Here is a 15,846-nt window from a genome sequence, read left to right on the forward strand (position 1 = left end):
GTCCCCCGCTGGTGGGGTCCTGCCCGCCCCGCGGCGCCGGCGGGCGGAGCGCGGGGCCGCCGTCAGGCGTCGACCTCCTCGTGGGTGTTCACCCCGGGGATGCGCCGCACGGACCCCCAGCCCCAGCGCGCCCACACCACGAGCAGGCCCGCGCCGAGCAGCGAGCCGAGGCAGTCCCGGACGAGGTCGCCGACGGTGTCGTCGTTGTCGATGGACAGCGACGTGCCGAACCACGCGTCGGAGCGCCACTCCACGACCTCCCACAGCGCGCCGAGGGTCGCGCCGAGCGCGAACGTGACGACGGCGATGCCCGCGTAGTGCCGCCCGTGCGTCTCGTCCTTGGGGTCGGGCACGACGTCGAGGCGGGCGAGGGCGATGTAGAGGACCGGTGCGGTGAGCATCGGCAGGGTCACGTGCACGAGGTCGTCGAAGCGCACGAAGCGGTCGTACAGGCCGAGGACCTCGCCCCAGCCCTGCAGGACCATCGCGGCGGTGAAGGAGAGGTCGTAGAGGCGCGGCAGCTGCACGAGGCGGGCGAGGAGCGTCAGCGCGCCCAGGGCCGCGAGCGTGGTGGCCGCCCCCGGGTCGCCGGCGAGCGCGTAGCCCAGGGCGCCGCCGAGCAGGGTGAGGCGCAGCAGGTCGATGCCGTCGCGCACGACGGGCGACCAGTCGCCGAGGACGAGGGTCCGGGTGTCCACGGGCGCCCCCTACCCCGGCCCGTCGGCGCTCGCACGGGCCCGGTGCGCGCGGGCGGGGCGCCGTCCCCCGACCGGCCGCTCAAGGTGGCCACCCGTCCTGCCGAGGTGTGCCCGGTGACCCCCCTGCCCCCGCCGTCCGCCCCGCGCCCCGTCCGCGCGGCCGTGCTGGCCCTCCTCGCCGGGTACGCCGTGCTCGCGCTCCTGCTCGTCGCGGGCGTGCCCGCGCGCGGCGGCGCCACGGCCCTCGCCGTCGGGCTGCTCGGCAGCCTGCTCGCGGTGGCCGGGACGCTGCTCGTCCTCGCCCGCGCGCTGCTGCGGCCCCTGCACCGCGGCCCGTGGGCGTGGTTCGGCACGGGGCTGCTCCTCTACACCGCCGGCACGGTGCTCGGGGCCAGCGGCCTGCCGGACCCCGAGGCCCGGGGGCTGCGGCTGTCCGAGGCCGGCTGGCTCGCGCTCTTCCCCTGCGCGTACGTCGCCCTCATGCTCCTGCTGCGCCGCCAGGCCCGGCGGGTCCCGCCGAGCATGTGGCTCGACGGCCTGGTCGGCGGGCTGGGCGCGGGCGCCGTCGGGGCGGCGCTGGCCTCCGGGGCGCTCGCCGAGGCGCAGGGGCGGCTCGTGACGGTCGCGTACCCGCTCGGCGACCTCGTGCTCGTCGCCCTCGTCGGGCTGCTCTTCGCCCTGGCCGGCTGGCGCCCGTCCCCGGAGCTGCGGTGGACCGGCCTGGGGCTGCTCGCGCACACCAGCGCCGACGGCGTCTGGCTGGCGACGACCGCGAGCGGCACGTACTCCCCGGCGTCGCCGTGGCCGGCGCTGCTCTACTGCGCCGCCATGGTGCTCGTGGTGCGCGGCGCGTGGTCGGCCCCGGTCCGCGCCGAGCCCAGGCCGCTGCGGCCCTGGGCGCTGCTGCTCGTGCCGGCGCTCATGTCGGTCGCCTCGGTCGCGGTCCTCGTCGTCGCGGGGCTGGGCGACCTCGCTCCCGCGGCGGTCGTCCTGGCGGGCGCGGCCGTGCTCGCCGCCGTGGCCCGCGTCGGGCTCGGGGTGCGCGACGCGGAGGCGGTCGCGGCCAGCCGGCTCGAGGCCCGTACGGACCCCCTCACCGGCCTGCTGAACCGCCGGGGCTTCGAGGAGGTGGTCGAGCGGCGCCTCGACGACCCCGCCGGTCCCCCGGCGAGCGTCCTGCTGCTGGACCTCGACGGCTTCAAGGAGGTCAACGACTCGCTGGGGCACGGCGCCGGCGACGAGCTCCTGGTGGAGCTGGGCCGGCGCTGGGCGCGGCGGCTGCCCGAGGGCGCCGCGCTGGCGCGGCTCGGGGGCGACGAGTTCGCGGTCCTCGCCGACGGCGAGCGCGACGGGGAGCTGCTCGCCCGGGCCCTGCTCGACCCCCTCGCCGAGCCGGTGCGCATCGCGGGGATCGCGCTGCAGCCGCGGGTCAGCATCGGCCTGGCCGCCGTGCGCGGCGCCGCCGCGGGCGAGCGGGTGGGGCGCGAGGAGCTGCTGCGCCGCGCGGACGCCGCGATGTACCGCGCCAAGCGGCGCGGCGGCGGGGTCGCCGCGCACGGCCCGCAGGACGACGACGGGCGGGACCGGCTGCAGGCGTACGAGGACCTGCACCGCGCGCTCGACGGCGACCCCGCGGGCGGTCGGCTCGTCCTGCGCTACCAGCCGCAGGTGCGCCTCGACGACGGGCGGGTCGTCGGCGTCGAGGCGCTGCTGCGGTGGGAGCACCCGCGACGGGGCCTCCTCGGCCCGGGCGACGTGCTCCCGGTCGCGGAGCAGACGGGGCGCTCGGCCGCGGTGACCCGCCTCGTGCTCGGGCTCGCCGTCGCGCAGACCGCGGCCTGGCGGGCCGACGGGCTGGACCTGCGGGTCTCGGTCAACCTCACCGACGCCGACCTCATCGACGCCCGGCTGCCCGACGACGTCGACGCGCTGCTGCGGGCGCACGCCCTGCCCGCGGACCGGCTCGTGCTCGAGGTCACCGAGGGCGCTCTGCTCAAGGACCGGGACTGCGCGGTGCGCGTCCTGGGCGCGCTGCGCTCGCTCGGCCTCGGGGTGTCGCTCGACGACTACGGCACGGGGTACAGCTCGTTGGCGTACCTGCACCACCTGCCGGCCAGCGAGCTCAAGCTCGACCGCAGCTTCGTGCAGCCGCTCGTGCACGACGAGCGGGCCGGCGCCATCGTGCGCTCCTCGGTGGGCCTGGCGCACGCGCTCGGGCTGCCCGTGGTCGCCGAGGGCATCGAGACCGAGGCGCAGGCGGCCGCCGCGCTCGCCGCGGGCTGCGACACGGCGCAGGGCTTCCTGTGGTCCCGCCCGCTCGAGCCGGAGGCGCTGCGCGCGCTCGTGCAGGGGGTGCCGCGCCCGGCCGCCGCCTAGCCCGGCGCTCCGGCGACCCCTCAGTCCACGACGTCCGTCGGGCGCGGCGCCGCGTGCGGGAACGACGTCGCCGCCGGGCGGACCAGGTCGTCGGCGTAGCGGCGCAGGAGGTCGAGGTTGCGGTCGGCCAGGTGGTCGAAGACGTGCGGGACGCTCGAGCCCGGGGTCAGCGAGGCCATGGCCCGCTCCGGGTCGAGCCGCGCGCTCACCCAGCACTCGTGGCTCGCGGCCCGGGCCACGACCTCCGCGGTCGGCGTGACGACGAGGGAGTTGCCGAAGTAGAGGACGCCCGCGGGGTCGGTGCCCGTGCAGTTCGCGCCGACGACGAAGACGTGGTTGTCGTAGGCGCGCGCCCGGCTCGTGAGCTCCCAGAGGTCCGCCGAGCGCAGCAGCGCCGACGGCCGGGCGATGACCTCGGCGCCGCGCACCGCCTGGATCCGGGCCAGCTCCGGGTAGTCGCCGTCGAAGCAGATGACCACGCCCAGCCGCCCCAGGTCGGTCTCCACGACGACCACCTCGTCGCCGGGCTCCACCCACCCCCCGCGCGAGCGCATCTCGGTGCAGAACGGGTGCGTCTTGCGGTAGGTGCCCAGCACGTCGCCGGACGGGCCGATGACCACGGCGGAGTTGTGCACGGTGCCCCGCCGGGCACCGCGCTCGTACGTCCCCCAGACCAGGTGGACGCCGAGGCGGCGCGCCACGTCCTGCAGCGGCTCGGTCACCGGGCCCGGCACCCCGGACACGAGGTCCCAGAGCTCGTCGGGGCCGACGCCCGGGGTGAACCCGGTCGACGCCGACTCGGGGAGCACGACGAGCTCGGCCCCGGTCGCGGCCACGCACCGCTCGACCCACTCCACGGCCTTGGCGCAGTTGGCGGCGACCGAGGCGGCGGTGAGGGGCCCGGGCAGCGGCGCGATCTGCACGGCCGCGGCGGTGAACGCCCTCACCGCGTCACCGCCGCCGCGCCACGAGGCCGCCGACGAGGGCACCCAGCAGCGCCGCGCCGGCCCCGACGAGGGCGCCGAGGACGAACGGCTGCTGGCCGCCGGCCGCGGCGGGCGGCGGGGGCGGCGGCACGTGCACCGCGGGCCCGGGCGCGGCGGGCGGCGCGGGCAGCGGGCCGTCCTCGGGCGCGGGCCGCGCGGCCGGCACCGCCGCCGCCGGCTCGGCGGCCCCCTCCTGCGCGCCGCCGGCGAGGACGTCGTCGACGGCGCGGAAGAACTCCCCGGCGGTCTTGCGGGCCACGCCGGTGAGGACGCGCTGGCCGACGCCCCCGACCGGGCCGCCGACGACCGCGTCGGCGTCGTAGGCGAGGTGCGTGCCCTCCGGCGCCTCCTCGAGGCGCACCAGCACGTCGGCGCTCACCGTGCCGGGCGCGCCGGAGCCCGACGCCCTGAGCACGAACGAGCCGGGCCGCTGCTGCTCGGTGAGGGCGACCTCGCCGACGTACGAGCCCTTGATGCTCGCCACGCCCGCGGTCACCGTCATGCGGTAGCGGTCCGGGCCCACCTCCTCCAGCCGCTCGCAGCCGGGGATGGTCCGCACGAGCACGGCCGGGTCGTTGAGCGCGGACCAGACCCGCTCGACGGGCGCGTGCAGGACGGCGGTCCCGGTGACCTTCATCAGGCTCCTTCGTCGGAGGGGGCGGGGGTGGCGGGCGTGGCGGGGGTGGCGGGCGCGGCGCCGGCCGGGCCGCCGCGCCGCAGGGCGGGCACCTCCCCGGCCGCGAAGCGCTCGCGCAGGTGGAACAGCTCGCTGGGCGAGATGGGCATCCGGGAGATGCGGAACCCCTCGGCGTCCTCGATGGCGGAGGCGAAGAGCGCCGCCGCGGGGATGACGCCCGCCTCGCCGGCGCCCTTGATGCCCAGCGGGTTGAGCGGGGACGGCGTCTCGAGGTGGTCGGTCTCGACCGGGGGCACCTCGGTCGCGTAGGGCATGAGGAAGTCCATGAACGAGGCGTTGAGCAGCTGGCCGCTCTCGTCGTAGTGCATGCGCTCGTAGAGCGCGCCGCCGACGCCCTGCGCGACCCCGCCGAGGATCTGCCCCTCGACGATCATCGGGTTGACCATCGTCCCGCAGTCGTGGACGACGCAGTAGCGCAGCACCCGGATCTCCGCCGTCTCCGGGTCGGTCTCGACGACGGCGGCGTGCATGCCGTTGGCGAAGGTGGAGCGCAGCGGGGAGTGGTAGTCGCGGCCCTCGAGGCCCGGCTCCTCCCCCGGCGCGACCGGCGGCTCGTCGGGCCCGCGCCCGCCGGCGGCGAACTGCGTCGCGGCGCGGGCGGTGTCGTCGAAGGCGTAGCGCAGCGGGTTGGACAGCACCGCCACCGTGCCGAGCGGCATGCTCGCGCCCGGGTTGCCCTTCACCCGCACGACGCCGTCGACCACCTCCAGGTCGCCGGGGTCGGCCTCGAGGGCGTCGCCGGCGATCCGCAGCGCCTTGGCCCGCACCCTGCGGGCCGCGAGGGCCACCGCGCTGCCGCTCATCACGGCGCCGCGCGAGGCGAAGGTGCCGACGGAGTAGCCGAAGCGGCGCGTGTCCCCGGTCGTCACGTGCACGTCCTCGAACGGCACGCCGAGCTCGTCGGCGACGATCTGCGCGAGGATCGTCTGGTGCCCCTGGCCCTGCGAGGTCAGGCCCGTGGACACGTTGACCCGACCGCTGGTCTCGACGTGCACGTGCCCGCCCTCGTACGGCCCGGGCCCGGTCCCCTCGACGTAGCAGGCGAGCGCGATCCCGACCCTGCGGCCCTCGGCGCGGGCCCGCGCGCGCTGCTCCTCGAAGCCGTCCCAGCCCACGAGGTCCTTGAGCTTGCGCAGCGACGCCGGGAAGTCGCCGGAGTCGTAGACCAGCGGGCGCCCGTCCTGGAAGGTGAGGCCGAAGTCGTACGGCATCTCCTCGGGCTGGATGAAGTTCGCCGCCCGCACGTCGGCCCGGTCCAGGCCGAGGTGGTCGGCGATGGCGTCCATCGTCCGCTCCATGGCGAAGACGCCCTGCGGGCGCCCCGCCCCGCGGTACGGCGTGACGATGACGGTGTTCGTGTAGAGCGACCAGAACTCCACGCGGTACGCGCCGGGCTTGTACGGCCCGAGCAGCTGCGTCGAGGAGTTGATGGGGACGATGACGCCGTACGGGATGTAGGCCCCGTGGTCGTGCCACAGCCGCACGTCGAGCCCGAGCACCCGGCCCTCGTCGTCGAAGCCGACGCGCACGTGCTGCAGCTGCTGGCGCTCGTGCGCGCTGGAGACGAAGTGCTCGCGCCGGTCCTCGGTCCACTTGACCGGGCGCTCGAGCAGGCGCGCCGCCCAGGGGACGAGCACCTCCTCGGGCCACGGGTGCATGATCTTGACCCCGAAGCCGCCGCCGACGTCGGGCGCGGTGCACTCGACCTTCGCCAGCGGCAGGCCGAGCTTCGCGGCGACCGCGGCGCGCACGCCGGTCGTGGTCTGGGTCGAGGACCACAGCCGCAGGCTCTGCTCGTCGGTGTCCCACACCGCGTAGACGCCCTTGCCCTCCAGCGGGACGCAGGCGCTGCGCTCCACGTCGAGGTCGAGCTCGAGCACGTGGGGCGCGGCGTCGATCGCGGCCCCGGCGTCGCCGTAGCCCTGCACGAGGTGGGCGCCGACGTTGCCGGCGGCCTCCTCGTGCACCAGGTGCACGGCCTCGCGCGCCGCGGCGACCCCCACCACGGGGGGCAGCACCTCGTACGTCACCGCGATCCGCTCGGCGACGTCCTCGGCGACGTAGCGGTCGGTGGCCACCACCATGACCACCGGCTCCCCGACGTGGTTGACCTCCCCGCGGGCCAGCGCGTAGCCGGTGCGCGGCGCGACGAGCGACGGGTGCGGGATGAGCAGCGGCAGCGGGTCGCGCACCCGCTCGGGCAGGTCCTCCCACGTGTAGACCGCGACGAGCCCCTCGACGTCGAGCGCGTCCGTCACGTCCACGTCGAGCACCCGGGCGTGAGCGTGCGGGCTGCGCACGAAGGCGGCCGCGAGCGCGTCGTGGCCCAGGTCGTCGAGGTAGCGCCCGCCGCCGGTGAGCAGGCGCGCGTCCTCGCGGCGCTGCACCGGCGCGCCGAACATCCTCGTCGTCACGGGGCGACCTCCCGCTCGCGGCGGATCTCGGCGGCGCGCAGCACGGCCCGCACGATGCCCTGGTAGCCGGTGCACCGGCACAGGTTGCCGGCGACCGCCTCGCGCGCCTCCTCCTCGGTGGGGTCGGGGTGGTCGTCGAGGTACGCCCTGACCGTCGTGAGGAAGCCGGGGGTGCAGAAGCCGCACTGCAGGGCGTGGCACTCCCGGAACGCCTGCTGCTCGGGGCTCAGCGCCTCCTCGGTGCCGAGCCCCTCGACCGTGGTGACCTCCGCGCCGTCCGCGCTCGCGGCGAGCACGAGGCAGGAGCGCACGGGGACCCCGTCGAGCAGGACCGTGCAGGCGCCGCACACGCCGTGCTCGCAGCCGACGTGGGTGCCGGTGAGGCGCAGGTCGTGGCGCAGGCAGTCCGAGAGCAGCCGGCGCGACGGCACCTGCACCCGGTGCGCCGCGCCGTTGACGGTCAGGGCGACGGGCAGGACCTGCTCAGGCACGGAGGGCCTCCTCGGGCTCGGGCGCCCGCGCCGCGGCGCGGGCCCGGCCGGCAGCCTCGGCGAGCGCCCGGGCGGTGAGCACCCGCCCGAGGTGCCGGCGGTAGTCAGCGGTGGCGTGGATGTCGGCGTCGGGCTCGAGCAGCGCGGCGGTGCGCGCGCCCGCGGCCCGCCAGGCGGCGGAATCCGCGAGGTCGGCGCCGGAGGGGGGCGCGTCCGCGGTGAGGTCGAGGACCTCGGGGACCGGTCCCATGGAGACGTACGACGTGCGGGCCGAGGCGACCGCGCCCCGCTCGTCGAGGACGACGACGGCGCCCACCCCGCACACGGCGTAGTCGCCGTGCCGGCGGGCCAGCTCGACGAACGCCGAGCCGCTGCGCGCCGGAGCGGCCGGGAAGCGCGCCTCCAGCGCCAGCTCCCCCGGGCGCAGGGCGCTCTCCAGCGGGCCCACGAAGAAGTCGGCCGCGGCGACCTCGCGGCGCCCGGACGCGCTCGCCAGCACGACGCTCCCGCGCAGCAGCGCGAGCACGGCCGTCATCTCCCCCGAGGGGTCGGCGTGGGCGATGCTGCCGACCGTCGTGCCCCGGTTGCGGATCGTCGGGTGCGCGACGAGCCGCAGCGCCCGGCGCAGCAGCGGCTGGGCCGCCGCCGCGCCGGCGTCGCGCTCGACCTCGGCGTGCCGGGCCAGCGCCCCCACCCGCACCCCGCCGTCGTCGCGGGTGACGTGGGCGAGCCCGCGCAGCCGGCCGATGTCCACGAGGTGCGCGGGCGCCGCCAGGCGCATGCTCAGCAGCGGCAGCAGGCTCTGCCCGCCGGCGAGGACCTTGCCGTCGCCGCCGACGTCGGCGAGCGTCGCGAGCGCCTCCTCGAGGGTCTCGGGCCGGTGGTACGTGAAGGGGCTGGGCTTCACCGCTCTCCCGTCGCGGTCGTCGTTCGCGTGCGCGCCGGGCTCAGCGGCGGCGGGCGCCGCCGCGGCGCGCGGACGGGCGCCGGCCCTGCGGGGGCACGCCGTCCGCCCCACCCGCGGTGGCCGGCGCCTGCGCCTCCGCGGCGAGCTGGTCGCGCAGCGGAGCGGGGGCCAGGACGCGCAGCAGGTGCCAGCCGGCGATGGCCACGATGCTGCCCAGGGCGATGCCGCCGAGCGAGAAGTCGTCGGTGACCTGGAGGTTGACGTTGCCGACGCCGATGATGATCCCCGCGGCGAGCGGCACCAGGTTGATCGGGTTGCCGAAGTCGACCCGGTTCTCCACCCAGATCTTCGCGCCGAGCAGGCCGATCATCCCGTAGAGCACCACGGTGATCCCGCCGAGCACGCCGCCCGGGATCGCGTTGACGAGCGCGCCGAACTTCGGGCAGAGGCCGAAGAGGATCGCGGTGACCGCGGCGACGTAGTAGGCGGCCGTCGAGTAGACCCGGGTCGCGGCCATGACGCCGATGTTCTCCGCGTAGGTCGTCGTCGGGGAGCCGCCCACGCTCGAGGAGAGCATGGTGGCGGCGCCGTCGGCGAAGAGCGCGCGCCCGAGGTAGGGGTCGAGGTCGTCGCGGGTCATCTCCGCGACCGCCTTGACGTGCCCGGCGTTCTCGGCGATGAGCGCGACGACGGCCGGGATGACGAGCAGGCTGAAGTCGAACGAGAAGGACGGCCCGGTGAGGTCGGGGAAGCCGATCCAGGGCGCGTCGCCGATGGCGGCGAAGGAGACGCGGTCGTGCGTCGTGACCTCGCCCGCCCCCGTCGGCGCGGTGATCGGCCCGGCGGTCGCGTCGAGCAGCCACGAGAGCAGGAAGCCGGCGACGAGGCCGAGGAGCACCGCGATCCGCCCGAGGAAGCCCGGCAGCAGCACCGTGGCGAGCAGGACGAAGAGCATGGTCAGCAGCGCGACCCACTGGTCCTGCGGCCAGTACGTCGCGCCGACCACCGGTGCGAGGTTGAAGCCGATGAGCATGACGACCGCGCCGGTCACCGCCGGCGGCAGGACGCGCGTAACGACCGCGGCCCCGAGGTAGTGCACGACCGCGCCGACGAGCGCGAGCACCGCGCCGGCTACGAGGATCGCGCCGACCACGTCGGAGCTGTCGCCGCCCTGGCCGCGGATCGCCGCCACCGCGCCGACGAAGGACGCCGACGTGCCGAGGTAGCTCGGCACCTTCCCCTGCACGACGAGCAGGAAGAGGATCGTGGCGACGCCCGACATCATGATCGCGAGGTTCGGGTCGAGCCCCATGATCACGGGGAAGACGAAGGTCGCCCCGAACATCGCGACGACGTGCTGCATCCCGAGGCCCACGGTGCGGCCCCACGACAGGCGCTCCCCGGGGCGCACGACCTCCCCGGGCGGCGGCGCGGACCCGTCGCCGTACAGCTTCCAGCCCAGCGCCACGGTGTGCCTCCTCGACCTCGGGTGTGCAGGGAACCTAGGCGCGGGCGGGGGTGCCCGCACCGTCGAGACCTGCCAGCGGGGCGCGCGCCCGGCTGGCAGGGATCGCCGGGGTTACCCGGAGCCGCGCATGACGAGGATGCGCAGCGCGAGCATGAGCCCCAGGCGCAGCTCGTGGTCGGACGTGAAGGGCCCGAGCAGGCGCTCGAGCTTCGCGATCCGGTAGCGCAGCGTGTTGTAGTGGAAGTGCAGCAGCCGCGCGGTCTCGGCCACGTTGAGCCCGGTCTCGAGGAGCACCTCGAGCGTGCGCAGCAGGTCGCGCGCGTCGGCGTCGTCCGGGCGCGCGAGCGGGCCGAGCACCTCCGCGACGAACGCGTCGAGCTCGCGCTGGTCGTCCACGAGGCTCAGCAGCCGGAAGACCCCCAGCCCGTCGAAGTGCGCCGTCGCGCCGGGGCCGTGCGTGCGCCGCCCGACCCGCACCGCCGTGCGGGCCTGCTCGTACGCCTCCCCCAGGGCGGCCGGCGTCGCGGCGACCCGGCCCACCCCGGTGCTGAAGGGGCGCCGCCCGCCCCCGCCGTCGCCGGACACGGCCCGCACGAGCTCGCGCACCCGCCGCTCCACGTCGCCGTCCTCGGGGACCCCGAGCAGCGCCACGACCTCCTGGGTGAACCCCACGACCGGCGCGTGCGGGTCGACCGGGCGCACCACCGACTGCCAGGCCGCCGTGAACCGCTCGATGACCGGGCGCAGGCCGAGCGCCGGGTCCGCGTCGTCCGGCGGCGGGTCGAGCTCGGCGACGACGACCACGAGCGGGCGGTCGAGGTCCCACCCCAGCGCCGCCGCGTGCGACACCGCCGCCTCGGGGTCCACGCGCCCCGCGAGCGCGTCGCGCAGGAAGTCGCCCTGGTACTTGGACTCCACCGCGCGCACCGCGAGCTGGCGGGTGAGCGCGAGCGCCGCCACCGTGGCCGCCCGCTCCAGGACGTGCACGTCGTCCTCCCCGAGCGCGCCCGCCGGCGAGTGGGCCACGATCCGCCCGTGCTCCACGCCGGCCGCGACCACGGGCACGACGACGTGGTTGCCCCGCATCCCGGGGTGCCCGTGGGCGCCGGGGCGCTCCCGCTCGGTGCGGAAGCGCCCGGTGCCCTCGAAGCAGTCCGAGCCGTACGCCGCCTCCAGCGCCGCCTCCGAGCCCGCGTCGGCGAGCACCCGCCCGTCGGCGGTGGTGACGAGGACGGCGCCGCCGAGGATCCGTACGAGGGCCCCGACCACCTCGGGGACGCCGCCGCCGTCGAGGACGGCCTCGACGAGGGCGCGCTGGACCTGCTCGCCACGGGCCAGCACCGCGGCTTGGCGGTTGAGCAGCTCGGTGAGGACCTGCTCGAGCACGTCGTCGAAGGCGACGTCGTCGGGCAGGCGCACGACGGGGAAGCCGCGCCGGTCGGCCTCGGCCAGCACCTCGGCGGGCACCGCGTCGAGGTAGCGGCCCAGCTTGACCCCGAGCGCCGCGAGGCCCCGGTCGTCCAGGGCCGCGACGAGGTCGACGAGCGCCCGGGGGTCCGCCGGGGCGCCGGCGCCCTCGCCGCGCAGGGGGTAGCCGGTGGTGAGGAGCAGCTCCTGCGGCTTGACCCACGGCAGGATGTCGGGGACCTCCATGACGTTGAGCCGGGTCACCGTGCGGCCCAGGCCGCGCACCCCGGCGAGGACCTGCGCGCCGCCGAGCACGGCGGTCCCGAGCACCTCGGCGACGGACAGCCCGCCCGTCACCGGGGCTGGCAGATCCGTACCGCTGGGCGGCAGGACGTTGGCAGGTTCTCCCACCCGCGCACCGTAGCGCCGCGGCTAGCGTCGGCGGGGCCGTTCGCCGGTCGGCGCGCGGGCCGGGCGACGGGAGGAGCGGGCGGTGGGTGCGCCGGCAGCGGCTCCGCAGCGCGACGCGCTGCCCGACCTCCCCGCGTGCTCCGGGCGCGCCGTGCGCGACCTCGTCCACGGCCCCGCGCGCCCGGCGCGGCTCCTGTCCGTGCACCGGGCCGCGGGCGCGGCCTACCTCCGCGTCGAGGGCGCGCCGCCCGGGCGCGACGTCCTGGCGCTGCTGGCCCGCGGGGCCCTCGCGCTGCCGCTGGGGGTGGCGCTCGCCGGCCCCGCCCTGCCGGACCTGCCCCCGCGGGCGCTGCTCGGGCGCGGGGTCCTCGACCTGGGCGGCGTGCGCGTGCGGGTGGTGCGCGAGCGGGACCACGGGGTGCGCGGGCCGCTCGCGGCGCCCCCGCCCGGCACGGCGCACCTGCTGCCCGCACCGGTGGTCGACGCGGCGCGCGGGCTCGCCGCGGCCCTGGCCGCGGGCCCGGGCGCGGTGCAGGGCCCCGTGCGGGGCCTCGTCGGCCTCGGTCCCGGGCTCACCCCGGCGGGCGACGACGTGCTCGCGGGGGCGCTGGTGGCGCTGCGGGCGCGCGCGGACGCGGCGTGCGGTGGCGGCGCCGCCGGCGTGGCCGGCGCGGCCGGCGCGGCCGGCGCGGCCCGCGCGGCCGGCGCGGCCCGCGCGGGGTCGACGCGCGACCTCGCCGACGCGCTCGCGGGCGCGGTCGGGGCCGCGCTGGGCCGTACGAGCGCGCTGTCCGCCGCGCTGCTCGTCGCGGCGGCGGACGGGCAGGCGCTGCCCGAGGTGGCGGCCGTGCTCACCGGGGCGCCCGGCGCGGTGCCGGCGCTGCTGCGGGTGGGCTCGACGAGCGGTGCGGCCCTGTGCCTCGGCCTGCGGGTGGCCGCGGCGGCGGGCCGGGGCGCGTCGGGCGGGTGCGGGGGGACCGGACGGGCGAGCGCAGGGGAGGCGGCGTGAGCGGCAGCACGAGGGTGCGGGTGCGCCCGGGGGCGTACCACGACTCGGTGAGCCTCATGCAGGTGAGCGGCGCGGTCGGGCGGGCGCCGGGGGTGAGCGCGGCGCTCGTCGCCATGGCGACCCCGCTCAACGTCGAGCTCGCCGCGGGGATGGGGCTGCCCGCCCCCGAGGGCGCGGGGCCGAACGACCTGCTCGTGGCGCTGCGGGGCGAGGACGAGGCCGCGCTGGACGGGGCGGAGCAGGTGCTGGAGCAGGCGCTGGCCGGCCTGTCCGCGCCGGCGTCGGCGGGGTGGGGCGCTCCCCCGCCGCCGCGGACCACGGCCGCCGCGGCGGCCCGCGCGGCGGACGCCGGGCTCGCGCTCGTGTCGGTGCCCGGCCCGAGCGCCTGCGCCGAGGCGCTCGACGCGCTGCGGGCCGGGCTCAGCGTCATGGTCTTCAGCGACAACGTGCCGGTGGAGCAGGAGGTCCTCCTCAAGGACGAGGCGGCCCGGCGCGACCTGCTCGTCATGGGCCCGGACTGCGGCACCGCCGTCGTGGCCGGCGTGGGGCTCGGCTTCGCGAACGCCGTGCGGCCCGGGCCGGTCGGGCTCGTCGCCGCCTCGGGCACCGGCGCCCAGCAGGTCATGGCCCTGCTCGACGCCTCGGGCGTCGGGGTCAGCCACTGCCTCGGCCTCGGCGGGCGCGACCTGTCGGCGGCGGTCGGGGGGCGCTCGGCGCGCCAGGCCCTGCGCGCGCTCGACGCCGACCCGGCGACGGAGCTCGTGGTGCTCGTGTCCAAGCCGCCCGCGCCGGAGGTCGCCGAGGAGGTGGCGGCGCTCGCCGCCTCGCTCGGCACGCCGGTCCAGCTCGCCCTGCTCGGTCCGGACCGCGACGACCTCACCGCGGCCGCCCGCGCCGCGGTCGAGGCGGTAGGCGGCACGTGGAGCGCGCCGGAGCGGTGGGACCCCGCGGGCCACGACGACGCCGGGCTGCGCCGTGCCCCGGTCCTGCGGGGCCTCTTCGCGGGCGGCACCCTCTGCGACGAGGCCATGGCGGTCGCCGCGCGCGCACTGGGCCCGGTCCGGTCCAACATCCCGCTGGACCCGGCGTGGGCGCTGCCCGACGACCTCGCCACGGCGGGGGCCGGGCACGCGATGCTCGACCTCGGCGACGACCGGATGACCCAGGGCCGCGCCCACCCGATGATCGACCAGCGCACCCGCCTGGACCGCCTCGCGCAGGAGGCCGACGACCCCGACGTCGGGGTGCTCCTGCTCGACGTCGTCCTCGGGCACGGCGCGCACCCCGACCCCGCCTCCGAGCTCGCCCCCGCCCTCGGCGCGGCCGTCGCGCGGGCCGCCGGGCAGGGGCGCCGGCTCGACGTCGTGGTGTCGCTCTGCGGCACCGACGCGGACCCGCAGGGCCTGCGCCAGCAGGCCGCGGCCCTCGCCGGGGCGGGCGCGCAGGTCCACCGGTCCAACGCCGCGGCCGCTCGTGCCGCCGTCGCGCTGGCCACCGCGCCCGCCACCGCGCCCGCCACCGCGTCCCCGGAGGTCCCCGCATGAACCGGGCCACGCCCGCCCCGCTCTCGGGCCTGCTCGCCGGGCCGCCGGCGGCCGTCGTGACGGCGGGGGCCTCCCTGCTCGCCGACGCGCTGACCGCGCAGGCCGTGGCCGTGGAGCCCGTCGACTGGCGCCCGCCCCTGGCCGCGGACGGGCTCGACGTCCCCGCGGCGCTCGCCCGCGTGCTCGCCGACCCGCGCCGGGAGGAGGCCGACGCGACGGCCGTCGGGCGGATGCTCGCCGCCGGCGCGCAGCTCGTCGACGTCCGTCCCGCGTCGGAGGCGCTGGGGCTCGAGCGCGGCACGTTCCTGCACGCCGGGCCGCCCGTGGCGTGGGAGGCCGCCTCGGGGCCCCTGAGGGGCGCCCTCATGGGGGCGGCCGTGCTCGAGGGCCTCGCCGCCACGCCCGAGGAGGCCGAGCGGGGGCTCGCGGCCGGCGCCTTCGCGTGGGAGCCGTGCCACCACCACCGCGCCGTCGGGCCGATGGCCGGGGTCGTCAGCCCGTCGATGTGGGTGTTCGAGCTCGAGGACCCGGTCGGGGGCGGGCGGGCGTACTGCTCGCTCAACGAGGGGCTCGGCAAGGTCCTGCGCTACGGCGCGTACGGCCCGGAGGTCCTCGATCGGCTCCGGTGGATGTCGGCGGTGCTCGGGCCCCTGCTGCAGGGGGCCGTCCGCGCCGCGGGCCCCGTCGACGTGCGGGCGATCGTCGCGCAGATGCTGCAGATGGGCGACGAGGGGCACAACCGCAACCGCGCCGGCACCCTCATGCTCCTGCGGGAGCTCCTGCCCGCCCTCATCGACGGCGGGGCGCCGTCCTCGGACGTCGCGCGCGCCGCCGCCTTCGTGTCCGGCAACGACCACTTCTTCCTCAACCTCGTCATGCCGGCGTGCAAGCTCGCCACCGACGCCGCCCGCGACGTCCCCGGCTCGTCGCTGGTGGTCGCGATGGCGCGCAACGGCACCGAGTTCGGCATCCAGGTGTCCGGCACCGGCGACCGGTGGTTCACCGGCCCGGCCCAGGTGCCGGAGGGGCTGTTCCTCGGCGACTACGGCCCGCAGGACGCCAACCCCGACATCGGCGACTCCGCGATCACCGAGACCGCCGGCATCGGCGGGTTCGCCATGGCCGCCGCGCCGGCGATCGTTCGCTTCGTCGGCGGCGACGTCGAGCTCGCCCTCGCCACGACGCAGCGGATGTACGAGATCACCCTGGCCGAGTCGCCGTCGTACCAGGTGCCGGTGCTCGGCTTCCGCGGCACGCCCACCGGCATCGACGTCACGCGCGTGGTGCGCACCGGGATCCTGCCGCAGATCAACACCGGCATGGCGGGGCGGGTCGCCGGCACGGGGCAGGTGGGCGCCGGGCTCGTCACCCCGCCGCCCGGGGTCTTCACCGCGGCGCTCGCCGCCCTCGCCGAGGCCGCCCCGCCGGCGTGACGGCG

Annotated in this window: 12 protein-coding genes; 4 read left to right on the forward strand and 8 right to left on the reverse strand. The window is 77.9% G+C overall.

Going from position 1 to position 15,846, the window contains the following annotated elements:
• Positions 1-62: 62 nt before the first annotated feature.
• The gene (locus D5H78_RS05425; protein ID WP_119949434.1) at positions 63-698 is read right to left on the reverse strand and encodes a DUF2238 domain-containing protein; all 636 of its coding nucleotides are present in this window, start codon (positions 696-698) and stop codon (positions 63-65) included.
• A 114-nt stretch (positions 699-812) separates the two neighbouring features.
• Between D5H78_RS05425 and D5H78_RS05430 the strand changes: the two genes are divergently transcribed.
• Complete coding sequence (locus D5H78_RS05430) at positions 813-3,074, forward strand: putative bifunctional diguanylate cyclase/phosphodiesterase (protein ID WP_119949435.1); 2,262 nt, start codon at positions 813-815, stop codon at positions 3,072-3,074.
• Between the two features lie 20 nt (positions 3,075-3,094).
• On the opposite strand, the gene D5H78_RS05435 is transcribed toward D5H78_RS05430, so the two are convergent.
• The 7 genes from D5H78_RS05435 to D5H78_RS05465 form a co-directional block, all read right to left on the reverse strand.
• Positions 3,095-4,021 (reverse strand): carbon-nitrogen hydrolase family protein, encoded by a 927-nt coding sequence (locus D5H78_RS05435; RefSeq protein ID WP_119949889.1) that lies wholly within the window; start codon positions 4,019-4,021, stop codon positions 3,095-3,097.
• A 4-nt stretch (positions 4,022-4,025) separates the two neighbouring features.
• Positions 4,026-4,697: an SRPBCC family protein gene (locus D5H78_RS05440; RefSeq protein WP_119949436.1), complete on the reverse strand. Its 672-nt coding sequence runs from the start codon at positions 4,695-4,697 to the stop codon at positions 4,026-4,028.
• Complete coding sequence (cutA, locus tag D5H78_RS05445; protein ID WP_119949437.1) at positions 4,697-7,171, reverse strand: aerobic carbon-monoxide dehydrogenase large subunit; 2,475 nt, start codon at positions 7,169-7,171, stop codon at positions 4,697-4,699. Before cutA ends, D5H78_RS05440 begins: the two co-directional genes overlap by 1 nt.
• Positions 7,168-7,662, reverse strand: coding sequence for a (2Fe-2S)-binding protein (locus D5H78_RS05450; RefSeq protein WP_119949438.1), 495 nt, complete (start codon positions 7,660-7,662; stop codon positions 7,168-7,170). The genes cutA and D5H78_RS05450 overlap by 4 nt, the downstream gene beginning before the upstream one ends.
• Positions 7,655-8,569: an FAD binding domain-containing protein gene (locus D5H78_RS05455; RefSeq protein ID WP_119949890.1), complete on the reverse strand. Its 915-nt coding sequence runs from the start codon at positions 8,567-8,569 to the stop codon at positions 7,655-7,657. Before D5H78_RS05455 ends, D5H78_RS05450 begins: the two co-directional genes overlap by 8 nt.
• Before the next feature lie 40 nt (positions 8,570-8,609).
• Positions 8,610-10,037 (reverse strand): uracil-xanthine permease family protein, encoded by a 1,428-nt coding sequence (locus D5H78_RS05460; RefSeq protein ID WP_119949439.1) that lies wholly within the window; start codon positions 10,035-10,037, stop codon positions 8,610-8,612.
• Positions 10,038-10,148: 111 nt separating this feature from the next.
• The gene (locus tag D5H78_RS05465) at positions 10,149-11,855 is read right to left on the reverse strand and encodes a PucR family transcriptional regulator (RefSeq protein ID WP_218566278.1); all 1,707 of its coding nucleotides are present in this window, start codon (positions 11,853-11,855) and stop codon (positions 10,149-10,151) included.
• Positions 11,856-11,937: 82 nt separating this feature from the next.
• Between D5H78_RS05465 and D5H78_RS05470 the strand changes: the two genes are divergently transcribed.
• From D5H78_RS05470 to D5H78_RS05480, 3 genes are read left to right on the forward strand one after another with little or no spacing between them, the layout of a single operon-like run.
• Entirely contained in the window at positions 11,938-12,864 is a 927-nt protein-coding gene (locus tag D5H78_RS05470; protein WP_119949440.1) for an oxamate carbamoyltransferase subunit AllH family protein, read from the forward strand.
• Positions 12,861-14,408, forward strand: a complete 1,548-nt coding sequence (locus D5H78_RS05475; RefSeq protein ID WP_218566279.1) for an AllF/FdrA family protein — start codon at positions 12,861-12,863, stop codon at positions 14,406-14,408. Before D5H78_RS05470 ends, D5H78_RS05475 begins: the two co-directional genes overlap by 4 nt.
• On the forward strand, positions 14,405-15,841 hold the full coding sequence (locus tag D5H78_RS05480; protein WP_119949441.1) for a YlbE family protein: 1,437 nt from the start codon (positions 14,405-14,407) through the stop codon (positions 15,839-15,841). Before D5H78_RS05475 ends, D5H78_RS05480 begins: the two co-directional genes overlap by 4 nt.
• The last annotated feature ends 5 nt before the right edge of the window (positions 15,842-15,846 follow it).

The organism is Vallicoccus soli (genome assembly GCF_003594885.1).
Classification (GTDB): domain Bacteria; phylum Actinomycetota; class Actinomycetes; order Motilibacterales; family Motilibacteraceae; genus Vallicoccus; species Vallicoccus soli.